This window comes from Corallococcus sp. CA047B (genome assembly GCF_003612065.1).
Classification (GTDB): Bacteria; Myxococcota; Myxococcia; order Myxococcales; family Myxococcaceae; genus Corallococcus; species Corallococcus praedator.
The window spans coordinates 1-17259 of the sequence record NZ_RAWD01000210.1 but is presented as its reverse complement, the minus strand read 5'-3'; the positions used below and the strand labels follow the sequence as shown (position 1 = coordinate 17259).

Sequence of the window (17259 nt, the reverse complement as noted above, 5' to 3'; positions counted from 1 at the left end):
GACAGTCGACGTGCGCGTAGTGGCGGTTCTTCGTCTTGTACTCCACGTGCGCCGTGGAGATGGTGATGCCGCGCTCCCGCTCTTCCGGCGCCTTGTCAATCTGGTCGTACGCCATGAACGTGGCGCCACCCGACTTGGCGAGCACCTTCGTGATGGCGGCCGTCAGCGACGTCTTGCCGTGGTCCACGTGCCCAATCGTTCCGATGTTCACGTGGGGCAGGCTGCGATCGAACTTTTCCTTGGACATGAACCACTCCTCAGGACGGCACCGGTGCAACCCCGGCGGTCTGGAACTTTGGGAGAACTCCCGAGCGGTGCTGCGTGTGCTTCAAAGCCGCTGGAACGTCAATACAATTCGCCCGGCGGCTTCCCCAGCGGGCGGGGCATCAACGGTTGAGCGCTGACTTGGGCGCCGCTGCGTAGTGCTTGAACTGCATGGTGTACGTCGCCCTTCCCTGGCTCTTGCTGCGCAGGTCGGTCGAGTAGCCGAACATGGCCGCCAGGGGCACCTCCGCCTGGATGGCCTGCACTCCGCCAGGCCTGGGCGTCATCCCCAGGATCTTCCCCCGCCGGCCGTTCAGGTCGCCGATGACGTCGCCCATGGACGCCTCCGGAGTGAGGACCTCCGTGGCCATGATGGGCTCCAGGAGCACCGGCTGAGCCGCGCGGACCGCGTCCTTGAAGGCCAGGGAGCCGGCGATCTTGAACGCCATCTCGGACGAGTCTACATCGTGCATGGAGCCGTCGTAGGCCTCCACCCTCACGTCCACCATGGGGTAGCCCGCGACGGGGCCGTTCTGCATGGCCTCCCGGGCACCGTCGCGCGCGGCGTCCACGAACTCCTTGGACACCGCGCCGCCGGTGATGCTGTTGATGAACTCGAAGCCCTTGCCGGGCTCGTTCGGGGACACGCGCAGCCAGATGTGGCCGTACTGCCCCTTGCCGCCCGCCTGGCGGATGTACTTGCCCTCCGCCGTCTGCGTCGTGGTCACCGTCTCGCGGTAGGCCACCTGGGGCTTGCCGATGTTCGCGTCGACCTTGAACTCGCGCAGGAGCCGGTCGACGATGATCTCCAGGTGCAGCTCGCCCATGCCGGCGATGAGCGTCTGGCCCGTCTCCTCGTTGGTGCGCACGCGGAAGGACGGGTCCTCCATCGCCAGCCGCTGCAGGGACTGGATGATCTTGTCCTGGTCCGCGGTGGACTTCGGCTCGATGGCGATGTCGATGACGGGCTCGGGGAACTCCATCCGCTCCAGCACGATCTGCTGCTTGTCGTCGCAGAGCGTGTCACCCGTCGTCGCGAGCTTCAGGCCGACCACGGCGCAGATGTCACCGGCGTAGCACTCGGTGAGCTCGTCCTTCTTGTCCGCGCGCATCTGCACGAGCCGGCTGACGCGCTCGCGCTTGCCCTTCACGGAGTTCCACACCGCAGTGCCCGCCTCCAGCTTTCCCGAGTAGACGCGCAGGAACGTCAGCGTCTGCGAGGAGAACGACGGGTCGTTCATGATCTTGAACGCCAGCGCGCTGAAGGGCGCATCGTCGCGCGTCTCGCGCACCGCGTCCTCGCCCTTGGGCGTCTTTCCCTGGATGGGCGGGACCTCCAGCGGGCTGGGCAGGTAGTCCACCACCGCGTCCAGCAGCGGCTGCACGCCCTTGTGGCGGAACGCCGAGCCGCAAAACACGGGGAACAGCTTCAGGCCCACGCAGCCCTTGCGGATGGCGCGGCGCACCTCTTCCTCGGTCAGCTCCTGGCCCTCGAGGAACTTCTCCGTGAGCGCGTCGTCCTGTTCGGCCGCGGCCTCCAGCAGCTCCGCGCGCGCGGCCTCCGCCGCAGCCTGGAACTCCTCCGGAATCTCCACGACATCGACCTTGCTGCCCTGCTCCTGCTCCTGGAAGACGAGCGCCTTCATGCGGACCAGGTCGATGACGCCCTTGAGCTTGTCCTCGGCGCCCAGCGGCAGCTGCATGCGCACGGGGCGCGCGCCCAGCTTCTCGCGGATGGTGCCGACGGACATCTCGAAGTCCGCGCCCACGCGGTCCATCTTGTTGATGAAGCAGATGCGCGGGACCTTGTAGCGGTCCGCCTGACGCCACACCGTCTCCGACTGCGGCTCCACTCCGTTCACGGCGTCGAACACCGCGATGGCACCGTCGAGCACGCGCAGCGAGCGCTCCACCTCGATGGTGAAGTCCACGTGACCCGGCGTGTCGATGATGTTCACGCGGTAGCGGTGGCCCTCGCGCTCCCAGAAGGCGCTGATGGCCGCGGACGTGATGGTGATGCCACGCTCGCGCTCCTGCACCATCCAGTCCGTGGTGGTGGTGCCTTCGTGCACCTCGCCCATCTTGTGGATGGCGCCTGTGTAGAACAGGATCCGCTCGGTGGTGGTCGTCTTGCCGGCATCGATGTGCGCCATGATGCCGATGTTGCGGTAGCGCTCGAGGGGGAACTCGCGGGCCATGAGTCAGTTCCTTCCAGGGAGGCGGGAGGAACCGGAAGCGGCCCTCTCCACCGACCGATCGGACATCTCAGAGAACCTGCCGTGCTGACAAACAAAACCGCCCGGACGCTGGCAGCGCATCCGGGCGGCGACCGCGAAGCCCCTGACGGGACCTACCAGCGGTAGTGCGCGAAGGCCTTGTTCGCCTCCGCCATCTTGTGCGTGTCTTCACGCTTCTTCACCGCGTTGCCGCGGTTGTTGGCGGCGTCCATGATCTCGCCGGCCAGCTTCTCCTGCATGGTCTTCTCACCGCGCGCCTTGGCGTAGGAGATGATCCAGCGCATGCCCAGCGCGACGCGGCGATCCTGACGGACCTCCACGGGCACCTGGTAGGTGGCGCCACCGACACGACGGCTCTTGACCTCAAGCACCGGCTTGACGTTGTCCAAGGCCTTCTTGAAGGTCTTGAGGGGGTCTTCCTTCGCGCGCTCCTCCATGAGGGCGAAGGCGCCGTAGCACACGCCCTCCGCGATGGACTTCTTCCCCTTGCGCATCAGGTCGTTGACGAACTTGGTAACGAGCCGGTCCTGGAACTTCGGATCCGGGAGAATCTTCCGCTTGGCGACTACGCGACGACGAGGCATCTCTTCCCTTACGCCCCACTTCCCTCACTGAGGGAAGCCTGATGGGGCTTCAAGACTTGGACTTCCAGGGACACTCCCCAGGGTGTGGGGCCAGCGTCCAACACAGCTTCAAGGACAGCGAAGGTGTTCCGCGCCAACGACGCGCGGGGGACAAACTAGCTGGGACGCTTCGCGCCGTACTTCGAACGGCTCTGCTTGCGACCGGCAACGCCCACGGAGTCCAGCGTGCCGCGGATGATGTGGTAGCGAACGCCCGGGAGGTCCTTCACACGGCCACCGCGGATCATCACCACCGAGTGCTCCTGGAGGTTGTGACCCACGCCGGGGATGTACGAGGTGACCTCGATCCCGTTGGTCAGACGAACGCGAGCCACCTTGCGGAGCGCGGAGTTCGGCTTCTTCGGAGTCGTGGTGTAGACGCGGGTGCACACGCCGCGCTTCTGGGGGCACTCCTTCAGGGCAGGGCTCTTGCCCTTGATGTTGAGCTTCTCGCGGCCCTTGCGGACGAGCTGGCTGATGGTCGGCACTGAAACCTCTTCTTCGATGGGAACCGCTTCCGGATACACGAAAGCGGAGCATATCTACCTACAGGCTACAGAAAGGCCCGCGAGTATAGGGAGGGGCCCCCGGGTGTCAAGCATGGCTTGCCCCTGGGCCAGCAGCGGCCAGAGGACCCGGGTGATTCCACCAGACACCCGAAAAACCTGGGACAACGACAACGGCCGGACGCTCTACTCCGCGCAACCCTAGAAGTCGAGGACCATCACGATCGCGTCCTCGCCCTCGTCCGCGTAGTAGTTCGGGCGGATGCCGACCGCCCGGAAGCCCAGCGAGCGGTAGAGGTTGAGCGCGGACTCGTTGCCCCGCCTCACCTCCAGCGTGGCCAGGGAGCAGCGGCGCCCCACGCCCCGGCGAAGAACCTCCTCCATCACGGTGCGCGCGACGCCCCGGCGCCGGTGGACGGGGGCGGTGGCCACGTTGAGCACGTGGACCTCGTCGTGGACGATCCAGAAGATGGCCAGGCCCAGCAGCTCCACGCCGCCCTCGGGCAGGGGCTCCTCCACGAGGAGGATGGTGGACCAGTCGTGCTGGAGCTCGCGCCCGAGCAGTTCGTGGGACCAGGGGTTCTTGAAGGACGCCTTCTCCAGCGCCATCACCGCCGGCATGTCTTCCACGGTCATCTGCCGGATCACGAAACCGTGCGCCTTTTCGGGAGTTCCGTCCTCCCGCAGCCGTCTCATCGCCGTGCCTCCCGCGCGAAGGGCGCCACCCGCCGCACCTGCGCCGACTTGCGTACTTCAGCCAGGGCCTGTGCCGCCAGCTCCCCGTAGCGCGCCCGCACCAGCTGCTCGCGGATGGCTGTGCGCGCCGCCTGATCGAACTCGCCGGGGTACACGTCCCGGTGTTCGTCGTAGTGGTGGCGCACCTCCGCTTCGCTCACCTGTGCCTTCAACCGGACCCGACTGTCCAGGATTCGCTCCGCCCGGAGCCCCCGTGCCAGCACGGCCACCAGGGCCTCCTGGTCCACGTCGTGTCGGGCGAGGAAGCGCCGCAGCGCCTCCTCCCCTCCCAGCCTCGTGCGGAAGGTGTCCAGGCGGGCCTCCACCTCCGAGGGTTCGGCTGGAAAGGCCTGGAGGCGGTCGGCGCTCAGGACCTGGAGCCGCTGGTTGATGGACAGTTCCAGGGCGCCCTGGAGGGTCTGCTCGTCCAGCGGCAGGGCGGCGACCTGCACGGCCCCTCGCTGGATCAGCGCCACCCGGGCCTCCATCTCCAGCTCGCTCTGGGTCAGGACCTGGCCCTCGATGACCGCCACGACGCGGTCCACCACCCTGCCCTCCCGAATGGAGGCGGCCGGGGGGGCGGCGGCGTGGGCCGTCAACCCGGGCCCGAGGGAGGTCCCCAGCAGGCAGAACGCCAGCCACAGGGGGACCATCCGATGCCCGCGCGGTGATGGCATGGCCTTCCTCATCTTCCGGCGACTGTAACCATCCCGGCCCTGTCTCGACATCCCGTGCTGGCGCTCACCGACCCACTGGTTACGTTCTTGGCTGTCGGGTACTGCACGGCGAGAACTATGGCGGACGACTACTACCAGATTCTGGGCGTGCCACGGACGGCGTCCGCGGACGAACTCAAGAAGGCATTCCGGAAGCTGGCGCGCCAGCACCACCCGGACGTCAACCCCGGGAACAAGGCGGCGGAGGAAAAGTTCAAGCGCATCAACAGCGCCTTCGAGGTCCTGGGCGACCCGAAGAAGCGCTCGCTCTACGACGAGTTCGGCGAGGACGCGGAGAAGATCGGCTTTGACGAGAAGAAGGCCACCGCCTACCGCCAGTACCGAGCGGCCCAGGCCGCCGGGGGCAGTGGCGGCGGGGGCATTCCCTTCAGCACCGAGGGCGTGGACCTGGGCGACCTGTTCAACGACATCTTCGGACGTTCGGGGAGCGGCGGGCACGGTGGTGGCTTCGACGTGGGCGACCTCTTCGGCCGGGGTCGGGGTGGCAGCCGGGCCACGGCCGCCGAGCGCGGCGACGACCTGACCACCAAGGTCCAGATCTCGCTCGCCGAGGCCGTGTCCGGCACCGAGCGCACGCTGTCCCTCCAGCGCCCGGGCCGCTGCGGCAAGTGCCATGGCGAGGGGCATACCGGGAAGCTCGTCAGCTGCCCCACCTGCAACGGCACGGGCCGGGCGCGACGGGGCGGGGCCATGTTCGGCGGCTCGGGTGTATGCCCCACCTGCCGTGGCAGCGGCCGGGCCCCGGAGTCCTGCTCGCAGTGCGGCGGCAGCGGCCTCCAGGAGGAGACGACCCGGCTGACGGTGAAGATTCCGGCGGGCGTGACGACGGGCTCCAAGGTGCGGCTCGGCGGCCAGGGTGCGGCCGGTGTCCACGGCGGGGCTCCCGGCGACCTCTACATCGAGACGGAGGTGGCCGAGCATCCGCTGGTGCGCCGCGAGGGTGACGACCTGTACCTGGACCTGCCGGTGACGGTGGCCGAGGCGCTGCTGGGCGGCGAGGTGCGCGTGCCTACGTTCCAGGGTGAGGTGACACTGCGGGTGCCCCCCGGTTCGCAGTCCGGCCGGAAGATGCGGCTCAAGGGGCGCGGCGTACCGTCGCTTCGGGGAGGAACGCCTGGCGACATGTACCTGCTCCTCCAGGTGAAGGTGCCCGAGGACGCCACCGACGAGGCCCGCGCCGCCGCGGAAACACTGGCGAAGGCCTACCGGGGCGACGTGCGCCGGGAGTTGAATCTGTAGTGGGGTTGCCGCGTGGTACCTCTTGTTGTCTCTTGTCCTGGAAGGCGCCCCGTCCTACATGGCGCCTCCACCTTCCGAATCCGGAGCGGGTACGTATTTATGGGTCTCTTCGATTTCCTCACGGGCGGCTCGGGCCCCGAAAAAGCCCTCAAGCTCAAGTCCAAGGTGACCCAGAAGTACGGGGAGCCTTCCACGCGGCAGAAGGCCCTTCAGCAGTTGGGGGAGATGAAGTACCCCGAGGCCGTCACGGTGCTGCTCAGTCGGTTCACCATCACCGTGGACCCGCTCACCACCGACGCGGATGAGAAGGAGCACACCTTCGAGCTCATCAAGGGCTTTGGCCAGGAGGCGGTCGCCCCGGTGAGCGCCTTCCTCAAGCAGAGCGACCACGCCACGTCCTGGGCCCTGCGCGTGCTGCAGGAGCTGCTGGCCGAGGACGCGCTGATGGGCGTCATCGTCGACACGCTCCAGCACCTGTCGTCCCGCTACACGCGCGACCCGGAGAAGAAGGTCGTCCTGCTCCACCACGTCGTGGGCAAGCAGGATCCGCGTGTGGCCCCCGCCGTCCTCCCCTTCCTGGAGGACATGTCCGATGACGTGAAGATCGCCGCCATCAACCTCCTGGGGCCCCTGAAGTACGAGCCGGCGCGCGAGCCCCTGCTCCAGCTGCTCACCAACGAGGACACCGCCCGGCGCGTGCAGACCGCCGCCCTGGCCGCTCTCGCGGAAAGCGGGTTCGCCGTGCAGGGCTACCAGGAGAAGGTGCAGTCCGCCCTCGTGGAGCCCTTCAGCCTGGACAAGGACGGCCGCATCCAGCGCCGGGCCTAGAGCAGGCGGCGAACGTCCGGGCTGTCGGGCACCTGACACGGCCCCCCTCCCCGGGGGCTGGCCGGCACCAGGGCGGTTTCCTCCCACGCGAGACATGAAGCAGGATTCACGCGTGCCCTCGAAGAAGAAGGATCCGCAGCTCGCAGAAGTGGTGCCGCTGCGTCCCGCCGCCACTCCCGCGAAGAAGGCCCCACCGAAACGGGCGGCGAAGCCTCCGCCCCCCGTGGACACGGACTCCGCCGCGCAGGCGTTGCTGGAGATGGGCCGGCAGCTGACAGACAACGCGGGCCCCACCGAGGCCCTGCGCGCCCAGCTCCAGACGCTCCACACGCTGCTCAAGCCGAAGGTCTGCTACGTCGCGCGCCACTTTCCGTCGCGCAACCAGCTCCACGTCGAGCACGTGCGCGGTCGCTACGACGAGCGCGTCACCGCCGCCGTCCCGGGCGAGGGCGTGGTGGGCCGGTGCTTCACCGACAAGGTGCTCCTGCGCGAGGACGACACCGTCGCCGTGCCCCTGGAGGGTCCGCAGGGCGTGACGGGCGTGCTCGTCGTCCTGGGTGCCCGGCGCAAGGCGTCCGACATCCTGATGCAGTCCCTGGCGTCCCAGCTCACCGCCGCCTACGAGGTGGCCCGGCTGCGCGACGACAGCGCCCGGCGCAACAAGGACCTGCAGACGGCCATCGCGGGCCTCAAGAGCCTGGAGCAGAACCGCGAGGAGCTGCTCGGCAACGTGTCCCATGACCTGAAGAACCCGCTCACCACCATCAAGGCCTACCTGGCCATGCTGGGCCGGGAGAAGCTGGGCACCCTGACGGACGGACAGCGCCGCGCGGTGCAGATCTGCGACCGCAACTCCGACCGGCTGCTGCAGCAGGTGAACGATCTGGTGCTGATGTCCCGGCTGTCCTCCGGGAAGATGCAGCTCAACCAGCGCCCCTTCGGCCTCAAGGCCGTGGCGGAAGAAGTCGTGCGCGGGCTGGGCGCCGTCGCCGAGCACAGCCGCGTGCGGGTGGTGATTCCGCCCTGCCCGGAGGTGTTCGTCCGCGGCGACCGCGAGCGCATCTCCGAGGCCATCCACAACCTCGTCGAGAACGGCATCCACCACAGCGAGACGGACGACGTCGTCGAGGTGCGCGTCGCGTCCGGCGAGGGCCTGGGCACCCTCACCGTGAAGGACTCCGGCCAGGGCATGTCCGCCGAGGCCCTGGAGCACGTCTTCGACTCGTTCTACCGCGCGCAGCCCGGCATGCCGCGTCCCCCGGGCGCGGGCCTGGGCCTGCCCCTGGTCGCCAAGATCGTCGCGCTGCACGGCGGCCGCGTGGACGCCTCCAGCATCCTGGGCGAGGGCAGCACGTTCGAGATGGTCCTGCCCCTGTTCGCGAGCGCCGTCAGCGCCCCGGACCTGAATCAGGCCGCGCCCAAGGCGGGCGGCATCCTCCTGGTGGAGGACGACGTGGACTGCCGCGAGGTGCTGGAGCAGGTGCTGGAGCAGGAGGGCTACCGGGTGATGGCCACCTCCGGTGCCGCCGAGGCGCGCTCCATCCTGTCCCACATCCGGCCGGCCATGGTGCTGCTGGACCTGCGGCTGTCCGGAGAGGATGGACGCTCCGTGCTGCACTACATCCGCACCACCGAGTCGCTGGCGGACGTGGTCGTCTACATCATCTCCGGCGCCAGCGACGTCGCGTCCCTCACCTCGGGTGAAGGTCCGGATCGCATCGACGGGTTCTTCGAGAAGCCCCTGAAGCTGCCCAAGCTGCTGGACACCGTGGCCGCGGTGGTGCGCCCCAAGAACCGCGGCCCCGCAGTGCCCTGAACGACGTCCCGGGCGCCTTCCCCACAGAAGAGGTGGCAGGAAGGCGCCCCGCCTTGGGTAGTATCCGCGCGGCCCATGAGCACTTCCGTCTATTCCCGCTACCGCGCCGCGTTCGCCCAGGCTCTTGCCGGGGCCCTGGGCGTCCCCGCCTCCGACATCGATGCGCAGGTCAAGCCCGCGGATCCCGCGCACGGCGACCTGAGCTTCGCCACCTTCCCCCTCGCCAAGGCGCAGAAGAAGGCGCCGCCCGCCATCGCCGCGTCGCTGGCGCAGTCGCTCCAGGTTCCCGGCCTGGAGGTGAAGGCCGTGGGCCCGTACGTCAACGCGCGCTTCCTTCCCCTGCCCTTCACCCAGGAGGTCATCGACAGCGTGCGCCAGGCAGGCATCGCGTACGGAAGCAACGCCGAGGAGGGCAAGGGCAAGACGGTGGTCATCGACTACTCGTCGCCCAACATCGCCAAGCCCATTGGCTTCCACCACATCCGCACCACGTTCCTGGGCCACTGCATCGCGAACCTCTACCGGGCGCTGGGCTGGCGCGTGGAGGGCATCAACTACCTGGGGGACTGGGGCAAGCAGTTCGGCCTCGTCGCCGTCGGCTTCCAGGAGTTCGGCAAGGAGGAGCTGCGGGAGGACATGGCGCACCTGGTCCAGGTGTACGTCCAGGCCAACAAGCGCGCCGGTGAAGACCCCGCCTTCGACGAGAAGGCCCGCGAGTTCTTCCGCCGCATGGAGGCCAACGAGCCGGAGGCGATGAAGCTCTGGAACCAGTTCCGGGAGACGAGCCTCAAGGGCTTCAAGCGCGTCTACAAGCGCATGGGCATCGACTTCGAGCACATCGAGGGCGAGAGCCGCTACCAGGGCCGCATGGACGCCGTCATCGCGCAGATCGCGAAGAAGCCCGGCGTGAAGGAGTCCCAGGGCGCCATCATCGTGGACATGCCCTACGCGGAGAACGAGCCGCCCGTCCTCCTGAAGAAGAACGATGGCAGCACGCTCTACGCCACGCGCGACCTGGCCGCCGCCGAGGACCGCCACGCGCGGTTCAACTTCGACAAGTCGCTCTACGTCGTCGCGCAGGATCAGGCGCTGCACTTCCGCCAAGTGTTCCGCACCCTCACGGAGATGGGACAGCCGTGGGCGGACAAGTGCATCCACGTGCCGTTCGGCCGCATCCACGGCATGAGCACGCGCAAGGGCCAGGTGGTGGAGCTGGATCAGGTCCTGGACGAGTCCAAGGAGCGCGTGCTCAAGCTCGTGGAGGCGAACATCGCCTCGGGCAACCTCGTGACAGAGGATCCCGATGGCCTCGCGGAGCAGATCGGCCTGGGCGCCATCGTCTTCGGTGACCTGAAGCACAACCGCGCCAGCGACTACACCTTCGACTGGGACGAGGTGACCAGCCCCGAGGGGCACACCGGTCCCTATCTCCAGTACGCGCACGCGCGCAGTGCGACCGTGCTGCGCAAGGGCGGCGGTGTTCCGGCAAGTTATGATCCGGCGCTCCTGACGCTTCCCGAGGAGCAGACCCTGGTGCGCGAGCTCATGCGTCTGCCGGACACGGTGCGCGCGGCGGCGGAGCAGTACGAGCCGAGCCTCGTCGCGCGACTGTTGCTGGACGTGGCGGCGGCCTACAGCCGCTACTACACCGCCGGCAACAAGGAGCGCGAGAAGCGCATCCTCGTGGAGGACAATGACGCGCTGCGCGCGGCGCGCCTGGCCCTCACGGACGCAACGCGCATCACCCTGGCGGCGGGCCTGACCCTCTTGGGCATCCCGACGCCGGAAAACATGTAGCCTGGGGGGCTGCCGTGGATACCGCGCTGGTGCAGACCGTGACGCAAGGAGAGGCCTTGAAGGAGGAATTCGGTCCCATGTCCCGGGTGCTCGGGGCACGGTACTTCGACGGGGTGCACTTCCCCCCCGAGGCCGAGGACGAACTGCGTGCGCTCAGCGCCCGGGGCTTCGTGGTGCACGTCATGCGCACCACCGCGTGGATCAACTTCCTCTACATCGCGTGGGCCATGGTCCGCCGGGCCATGCCGCCCATCCGCGCGGTGGTGAACCTGCGCCCCTGGTTCACCCGGCCCTGGCGCCAGACGGCCCAGAATGGCGCGGTGGAGGAGCGCTTCCGCTATGCCCTGCAGCAGGGCGGCAGCGGGCTCGTGTTCCTGCGCCGCACGGCGCTGCTGCACGCCTCCGGCAAGGAGACGCGCGAGGACCCCTTCCCCGCCCTGGTGCGGCTGGCGCGTGGCGCCGACAAGCCGGTGTTTCTGGTGCCGGAGCTGTTCGTCTGGGAGAAGCGTGCCGCCAAGCTGAAGCCGGGCTGGCGCGACGTGGTGTTCGGCAGCCCGGAAGCGCCGGGCTTCGTGCACTCGATGGTGGCGTTCTTCCGCAACTACAAGCGCGCGCAGTTCCGCGTGGGAGAGCCCATCGACCTGCGCCGCTTCATCGAGGAGAATCCCCAGGCCACCGACGAGGTGCTGGCGCGCAAGGTGCGCAGCGCGCTGCACGTGTACCTGGCCCGGGAGACGCGCGCGGTGTTCGGCCCGCCGCAGAAGCCCACCGACCGGCTCATCGAGGAGACGTTGCGCGACCGTCAGCTGCGCAAGGTGCTGGATGAGCACGCGGCCGCCACCGGCCGCAAGCCCGCGAGCGTGCAGCGCGAGGCCAAGCGCAACCTGGAGGCCATCGCGGCCAGGCCCAACCCGTCCGTGCTGGCGCTCATCGCGCCGATGCTGGAGTGGGTGTTCAACCGCATCTACGACGGCATTGGCGTGGACGAGGCGGGCCTGCACCGCGCGCTCAAGGCCGCGGGCAGGGCGCCGGTGGTGCTCTGCCCCAGCCACAAGAGCCACGTGGACTACCTGGTGATGAGCTGGGTGCTGTGGAACCGCGGCTACACCGCGCCGCTGGTCGCCGCGGGCGCCAACCTGTCCTTCTGGCCCCTGGGCCCGCTGTTCCGCCGCTGCGGCGCGTTCTTCCTGCGCCGCTCGTTCAAGGGCGACAAGGTCTACGCCGCGTCCTTCAAGGCGTACATCAAGAAGCTGGTGCACGACGGCATCCACCAGGAGTTCTTCCCCGAGGGCGGCCGCTCGCGCACGGGCAAGCTGCTCACGCCCAAGCTGGGCATGCTCACGTGGCAGGTGGAAGCGGTGCTGGACGGCGCGCGCAACGACCTCTACTTCGTGCCCGTCTCCATCGACTACGAGAAGGTCGTGGAGTCCGACAGCTACTCGAAGGAGCTGGCCGGCGGGGAGAAGAAGCCCGAGGACCTCAAGGCCCTGTTGAGCGCGCCCAAGGTGCTGGCCGCGCGCTACGGACGCATCCACCTGACGTTCGACGAGCCGCTGTCGCTGGTGGAGTTCATGAAGGCGCGTGGCCTGTCGCCGCAGGAGCCGGTGACGGACGAGCAGAAGAAGGGCCTGGTGCGCGCGCTGGGCAACCGGGTGATGTACGGCATCAGCAAGGTGTCCACCGTCACGCCGCACGCGCTGGTGAGCGCGTCGCTGCTGGCCCACCGCCGGCGCGGCCTCACCCAGCGCGAGCTGACCGACCGGATCAGCCTGCTGCGCCGCATCGCCGTGGAGGATGGAGCGCGGCTGTCCCCGGAGCTGGTCAACGCGCCCAGCAACCCGGAGACGCTGGGGCCCATCCAGGACGCCATGCGGGAGTTCATCTCCGACGAGATGGTGCGCACGAAGGAAGCGCGCAACGAGGTCAGCTACCAGGTGGAGGACTCGCGCCGTCCGGAGATGTCCTTCTACAAGAACACGCTGATGAACCTGGTGGCCGCGCGCAGCCTCGTGGCCAACGCGCTGCTGGCCGGCACACCCGCGCCGTACGACACCGTGAAGGCCCGCGCGCTGTTCCTGTCGCGCCTCTTCAAGGTGGAGTTCATCTACCGGGTGGGCGCGTCGTTCGAGACCATCTTCGCCGAGTGCGTGGAGCGGCTCGGGCGCATGGGCCTGGTCATCCACGACGGTGACACGCTCAAGCTGGCGCCGGAGGCCCACGCGCTGCCGGAGCTGGAGTTCCTGGCGGACCTGCTGCGCGACTTCCTGGAGGCCTACCTGCTGGCGGCGATGACCCTGCCCGACGTGGCCTCGGGCGCCGCCACCGACCGCAAGTCCTTCGCCAAGCTGGCGCTGGAGACGGGACGCGTCGAGTACAACGCCGGGCGCATCACCGCCTCCGAGTCGCTGGCGAAGACGACGCTCGAGAACGCGGTGGAGTACCTGTTGGATCAGCGCATCCTCGTGGAAGAGGACAAGAAGCTGAAGCTGGGCGACCCTGCCGCGGCGGCCGAGCTGCCCCGGAAGAACCCGCTCGCGGACGACATCCGCGGCTACCTGCACCGGGCCTGAGCGACACGGCCCGCGGCACCTCGAAGCGAACGCGGCACCCCACCCTCCGCCCCTGGCGGCAGGGGCAGGAGACGACACGGTGGATGAAGGCCTCCCTCCCAGCGACCCGCAGCCGGTAGGGCCCACCGTGCCGCCGCCCCTCAAGCCGCCCCACCCGCTGCTCGCGGCGGCGCTGGCCTTCGGCCTGTTCCTCACGGTCGGGGCCACCACCCAACTGCTCAACCCCGCCTTCGGCGTGTGGTTCACGGAGGTGTTCCTCTTCCTGGGCGTCGCGTGGGTGATGCTGCGCCGCGCGGGCTTCCGGCCCGCCGAGTACACCGGCCTCACGCCCTTCCAGGGGAAGCCCGCCCTGTTCGGCTTCCTGCTGGGCGTGGCCAACTTCTTCGCCGTGGTGGTGCCCATCCAGTTCCTGGCGCAGCGGCTGGCGCCCGAGTGGCTTCGGGAGATGTTCGACGCCTCGCGCCTCTTCGAGGGCCAGACGCCGGTGGAGCTGGCGCTGCTCCTGGGCGGCGTGTCCGTGGCCGCCCCCCTGTGCGAGGAGTTCTTCTTCCGTGGCCTCTTCCAGCGCTCGCTCACTCCCGCCGCCCCGGCGTCGCCCTGGCGTGCGCTGATCATCACCTCGGTGGTGTTCAGCGCCTTCCACCTGGATCCGGTGGGCTTCCTCGCGCGCGCGGAGCTGGGAGTGCTCTTCGGCTGGCTGCTGCTGCGCACCGGTTCCCTCTGGCCGAGCATCGCGGCGCACGCGGCCAACAACATGGTGTCGTCGGTGCTGTTCCTGGTCGCCACGCACTCGGGGCTGGCGAAGGAGTCAGCGCCGGACGACGTGACGGACTGGCGGGCCGTGCTGGGACTGGCGCTGGTGGGATGGACGGCGCTGCTGGGCCTGCGCGCCGCGTCCCGACACGCCCCTTCCGTCTGGGGACGCGGCACCCCGCCGGACGATGAAGCGGTGCGCTCCACGAAGCCCGTGCCGCTGTTCGCCCTCCAGTTGCTGCCGTGGGTCGCGGCCGCCACGCTGTCCCTGGTGGTCCTGGGCGTGGTGGATGGCAGGGGCGTGTCGCTGAGCGTCTATGACGTCCAGCACCCGGTGCCGCCCCTGGGCAAGAACGCGGCCCCGGGCCTCCAGGCGGAGCGCAAGGCCCTGCACCAGCTGCGCAGGTCCGTCCGCAAGGGCGAGATGCCCATGGAACTCTACGAAGAAGAGCGGCTCCGGCAGTCCAAGGCCCACGAGCCCCCAAAGCCCCTGCCCGTCCCCTGAAACGACACTGCCCCCAGGCTTTCACCTGGAGGCAGCGGCGGCTTCGAAGCGAGCGGCGCGGGCTGTGGTCAGTCCGCCTTGTACGACGTGACGTGGAACACCGGGCCCACCATCGCGGCGGTGACGGCATCCCGCTGCACGCTGCCCTCGGCGGAGATGCGCTGACCGTCCTTCTTGATCTTCCGGTCGCCGCCCGCGAGTTGGTAGGTCTTGCCGTCATCGGCCTTCAGGACCCACACGCCGCCCTCCAGGTCCTGGTACTGCACCGTGCCGGAGAGCTTCATGCGTCCTCCCGCTTGAGCATCGCGCGGGCGATGACGAGGCACACCACCGTGTTGAAGCCCAGCCACGGCTTGGCCAGGAAGGTGAAGGGCATCCACGCCAGCGCCGGAGCGCCCACCCACGCCGCGTAGGCCAGGAAGCCCGCGAAGCCGAGCGCCAGGCCGCCCACCGCCGGACGGAAGCCCCGCCAGATGATGGCCGGCAGCGAGAGCACCAGCGGAATCAGCGCGCTGTAGAACAGCGGGCTCACCGTGGCCCGGCCGAAGATGATGCGCTGCCAGTCCGGGATGGGCAGCGAGGCCACGTTCACCACGTCGCCGGCCGCGCCCGAGGCGCCCGTGAACCACGTGCGCAGGAAGAAGAAGCCCACCGTGGACAGGACCAGCGGCACGAAGAACGCCGGGCGGAAGAGGATGTTGAGGAAGCCCGGACGCTCGCGGCCGCGCAGCGTCAGCAGCACCACCACCAGCAGCGCCGCGGCCCACCCCAGCGACGGCCAGCGCGGCCCGCCGCCCGTGAACGCCTGGAGCGACGCGTTGGCGTTGAGGACGCCGTGGCCGTACTGCTCGGACCAGGCCTGTTCGTCCGCCGCCTTCGCCCCGGCGTAGAGCGCCTGCTCCACCTCGTCCGGGTTCTTCGCGCCGGCGCCGTAGAGCATCGCGGCGACCGCGGCCACGTGCGGCGCGGCCATGCTGGTGCCCTGGTACCAGGCGTAGACGGAGCGCGACGGGTCGCGCGGGTCGATGGTGTTCTGCAGGATGCCGCCCGAGTCGCCCTGGCGCTTGTCGCCACCGGGCGCCGCGATGTCCAGCTCCTTGCCATAGGACGAGTACGGAGCGCGCGAGCCGTCCGGCCCCACCGCGCCCACCGCCACCGCGCCCGGGTACGCCGCGGGGAACTCCACCCGGCCCCGCCCGGTGTTGCCCGCCGCGGCCACCACGGTGACGCCCTTCTTGCGCGCGTACTCCACCGCGCTGGCCATGACCTGCGAGTACAGGCCACCGCCCAGCGACATGTTGATGACCTTCGCGTCGTGGTCCGCCGCGAAGCGGATGGCGTCCGCGATGTCCGCCGACGTGCCGCTGCCGAAGTGGTTCAGCACCTTGAGGGGCATCAGCGTCGCGTCGAAGGCCACGCCCGCCACGCCCTCGCCGTTGTTGGTCGCCTGCGCGATGGTGCCCGCCACGTGCGTGCCGTGGCCGTGGTCGTCGTTGGCGTGCTCGTCGTCGTTGACGAAGTCATAGCCCTTCACGAACGACACGCCCTTCAGGTCCGGCACCTGCTTGAAGTCGTCGTGGTCCTCGTAGGCGATGCCGGTGTCGATGACCGCCACCACCACGCCCTTGCCCCGGTTGCCGTCCCAGGCCTTGGGCATGTCGATCATCCGCAGGTTCCACTGGGACGCGTATTGCGGATCATTGGGCGTGAAGCTGCTGCGCACCTGCATGAGCGGCTCGGCGGACTCCACCGCCGGGTTCTGCCGGATGCGCTCGAGCACGCCCTCCACGTCGTTCACGCCCACCGCCAGCGTGACGCCCGTCCGGGGGCCTTCCAGGGAGTTGAACTCCAGGTCCACGCCCCACTCCTGCTCCCAGGCGTCGAACTCCGCCTGGGTGGTGCCGTCCTTGAAGTCCACCACGATGGCGCCGGACACCACGTCGTCCGAGCCCCCCGCCACGGCCTCCGCCACCTCGGCCTGGGCCGCCGCGTCCGGCCCCACCGGGACCTCCGACTCCCGCGACGCGGGAGCACACGCCGAGGCCGACAGGGCCAGCGCCGCGAGAACCACGTTCCATCGCCTCATCCGCATCGGGACACTCCTTGAACGAAGACGCCTCGAAGACCCACTACGAACGCACGGCGGGACGATTGGGTCTGCCCCACCAGTCTGTTCGCCCCCCGGCCGGCCGTGCAAGGCGACGGGGATGAAGAAATGTGAAGAAGTCCGCAGGTTTGCACGCCTGCCCTACCCGCCCGCCAGCCGCTGGAGCCACGCGGCCGCGGCCCTGCCCACCTGGGGAAGATTGCGGTGGAACGTGGCTCCGGCATCGTCGATGACCTCTAAATCGCCCCCGGCCTCGGCGACAGCGGCGGCCAGCGCCGCCCGGGGCAGACGGGTGTCCTCCGCTCCGACAATCACCAGCAGTGGACACGACAGCCGCACGAGTGACAACGGATCCAGGTCCGGCGCCACCAGACACAGTCCGCCCACCGCCGGGTGCCGCTCCTGGAGCGCCAGCGCCACGCGCGCGCCCCCATGCAGCGCCGCCACCGCCAGCGCGGACGTGCCCGCGTTCTCCAGCGCCACCCGCATGGCCGCCTCCGCGTCCTCCACCAGCGCGCCCCCGCTGCCCCGAACGCCCTGGC

General features: G+C 69.2%; 14 protein-coding genes and 1 pseudogene. 6 read left to right on the top strand and 9 right to left on the bottom strand.

What is annotated here, in order from left to right; all coding sequences use genetic code 11:
* From D7X74_RS27595 to D7X74_RS27570, 6 genes are all read right to left on the bottom strand, one after another.
* Positions 1-247: GTP-binding protein (locus tag D7X74_RS27595; RefSeq protein WP_233602280.1), on the bottom strand; the 247-nt coding region annotated here is incomplete at its 3' end.
* Positions 248-386: 139 nt separating this feature from the next.
* The gene (fusA, locus tag D7X74_RS27590) at positions 387-2462 is read right to left on the bottom strand and encodes an elongation factor G (protein ID WP_120535991.1); all 2076 of its coding nucleotides are present in this window, start codon (positions 2460-2462) and stop codon (positions 387-389) included.
* Positions 2463-2614: 152 nt separating this feature from the next.
* The gene (rpsG, locus tag D7X74_RS27585) at positions 2615-3085 is read right to left on the bottom strand and encodes a 30S ribosomal protein S7 (protein WP_014395858.1); all 471 of its coding nucleotides are present in this window, start codon (positions 3083-3085) and stop codon (positions 2615-2617) included.
* Positions 3086-3240: 155 nt separating this feature from the next.
* Entirely contained in the window at positions 3241-3612 is a 372-nt protein-coding gene (gene rpsL, locus D7X74_RS27580) for a 30S ribosomal protein S12 (protein ID WP_014395857.1), read from the bottom strand.
* Positions 3613-3831: 219 nt separating this feature from the next.
* Positions 3832-4326 (bottom strand): ribosomal protein S18-alanine N-acetyltransferase, encoded by a 495-nt coding sequence (gene rimI / locus D7X74_RS27575; RefSeq protein ID WP_120535990.1) that lies wholly within the window; start codon positions 4324-4326, stop codon positions 3832-3834.
* Positions 4323-5042 (bottom strand): hypothetical protein, encoded by a 720-nt coding sequence (locus D7X74_RS27570; protein WP_233595311.1) that lies wholly within the window; start codon positions 5040-5042, stop codon positions 4323-4325. Before D7X74_RS27570 ends, rimI begins: the two co-directional genes overlap by 4 nt.
* Before the next feature lie 117 nt (positions 5043-5159).
* On the opposite strand from D7X74_RS27570, the gene D7X74_RS27565 reads away from it, so the two are divergent.
* The 6 genes from D7X74_RS27565 (at position 5160) to D7X74_RS27540 (ending at position 14610) form a co-directional block, all read left to right on the top strand.
* Entirely contained in the window at positions 5160-6341 is a 1182-nt protein-coding gene (locus D7X74_RS27565) for a DnaJ C-terminal domain-containing protein (protein ID WP_120535988.1), read from the top strand.
* Positions 6342-6440: 99 nt separating this feature from the next.
* Positions 6441-7169 (top strand): HEAT repeat domain-containing protein, encoded by a 729-nt coding sequence (locus tag D7X74_RS27560; protein WP_120535987.1) that lies wholly within the window; start codon positions 6441-6443, stop codon positions 7167-7169.
* A 112-nt stretch (positions 7170-7281) separates the two neighbouring features.
* The gene (locus D7X74_RS27555; RefSeq protein ID WP_120535986.1) at positions 7282-8985 is read left to right on the top strand and encodes a hybrid sensor histidine kinase/response regulator; all 1704 of its coding nucleotides are present in this window, start codon (positions 7282-7284) and stop codon (positions 8983-8985) included.
* 75 nt (positions 8986-9060) lie between these two features.
* Positions 9061-10782, top strand: coding sequence for an arginine--tRNA ligase (gene argS, locus D7X74_RS27550; protein ID WP_120535985.1), 1722 nt, complete (start codon positions 9061-9063; stop codon positions 10780-10782).
* Positions 10783-10796: 14 nt separating this feature from the next.
* Positions 10797-13352 carry a 1-acyl-sn-glycerol-3-phosphate acyltransferase gene (locus D7X74_RS27545; protein ID WP_120535984.1) on the top strand — a complete coding sequence of 852 codons (2556 nt, stop codon included), beginning with the start codon at positions 10797-10799 and terminating at the stop codon, positions 13350-13352.
* 79 nt (positions 13353-13431) lie between these two features.
* Positions 13432-14610, top strand: a complete 1179-nt coding sequence (locus D7X74_RS27540; protein ID WP_233602279.1) for a CPBP family intramembrane glutamic endopeptidase — start codon at positions 13432-13434, stop codon at positions 14608-14610.
* A 68-nt stretch (positions 14611-14678) separates the two neighbouring features.
* Here D7X74_RS27540 and D7X74_RS27535 read toward each other — a convergent pair whose 3' ends face one another.
* From D7X74_RS27535 to D7X74_RS43140, 3 genes and pseudogenes are all read right to left on the bottom strand, one after another.
* Positions 14679-14894, bottom strand: coding sequence for a DUF5818 domain-containing protein (locus tag D7X74_RS27535; RefSeq protein WP_120535983.1), 216 nt, complete (start codon positions 14892-14894; stop codon positions 14679-14681).
* A complete protein-coding gene (locus D7X74_RS27530; protein ID WP_120535982.1) occupies positions 14891-16702 on the bottom strand; it encodes a S8 family serine peptidase in 1812 nt (603 codons plus the stop codon). Before D7X74_RS27530 ends, D7X74_RS27535 begins: the two co-directional genes overlap by 4 nt.
* Before the next feature lie 156 nt (positions 16703-16858).
* Positions 16859-17259 (bottom strand): annotated as a pseudogene (locus D7X74_RS43140) (alpha/beta hydrolase); the annotation flags it as partial.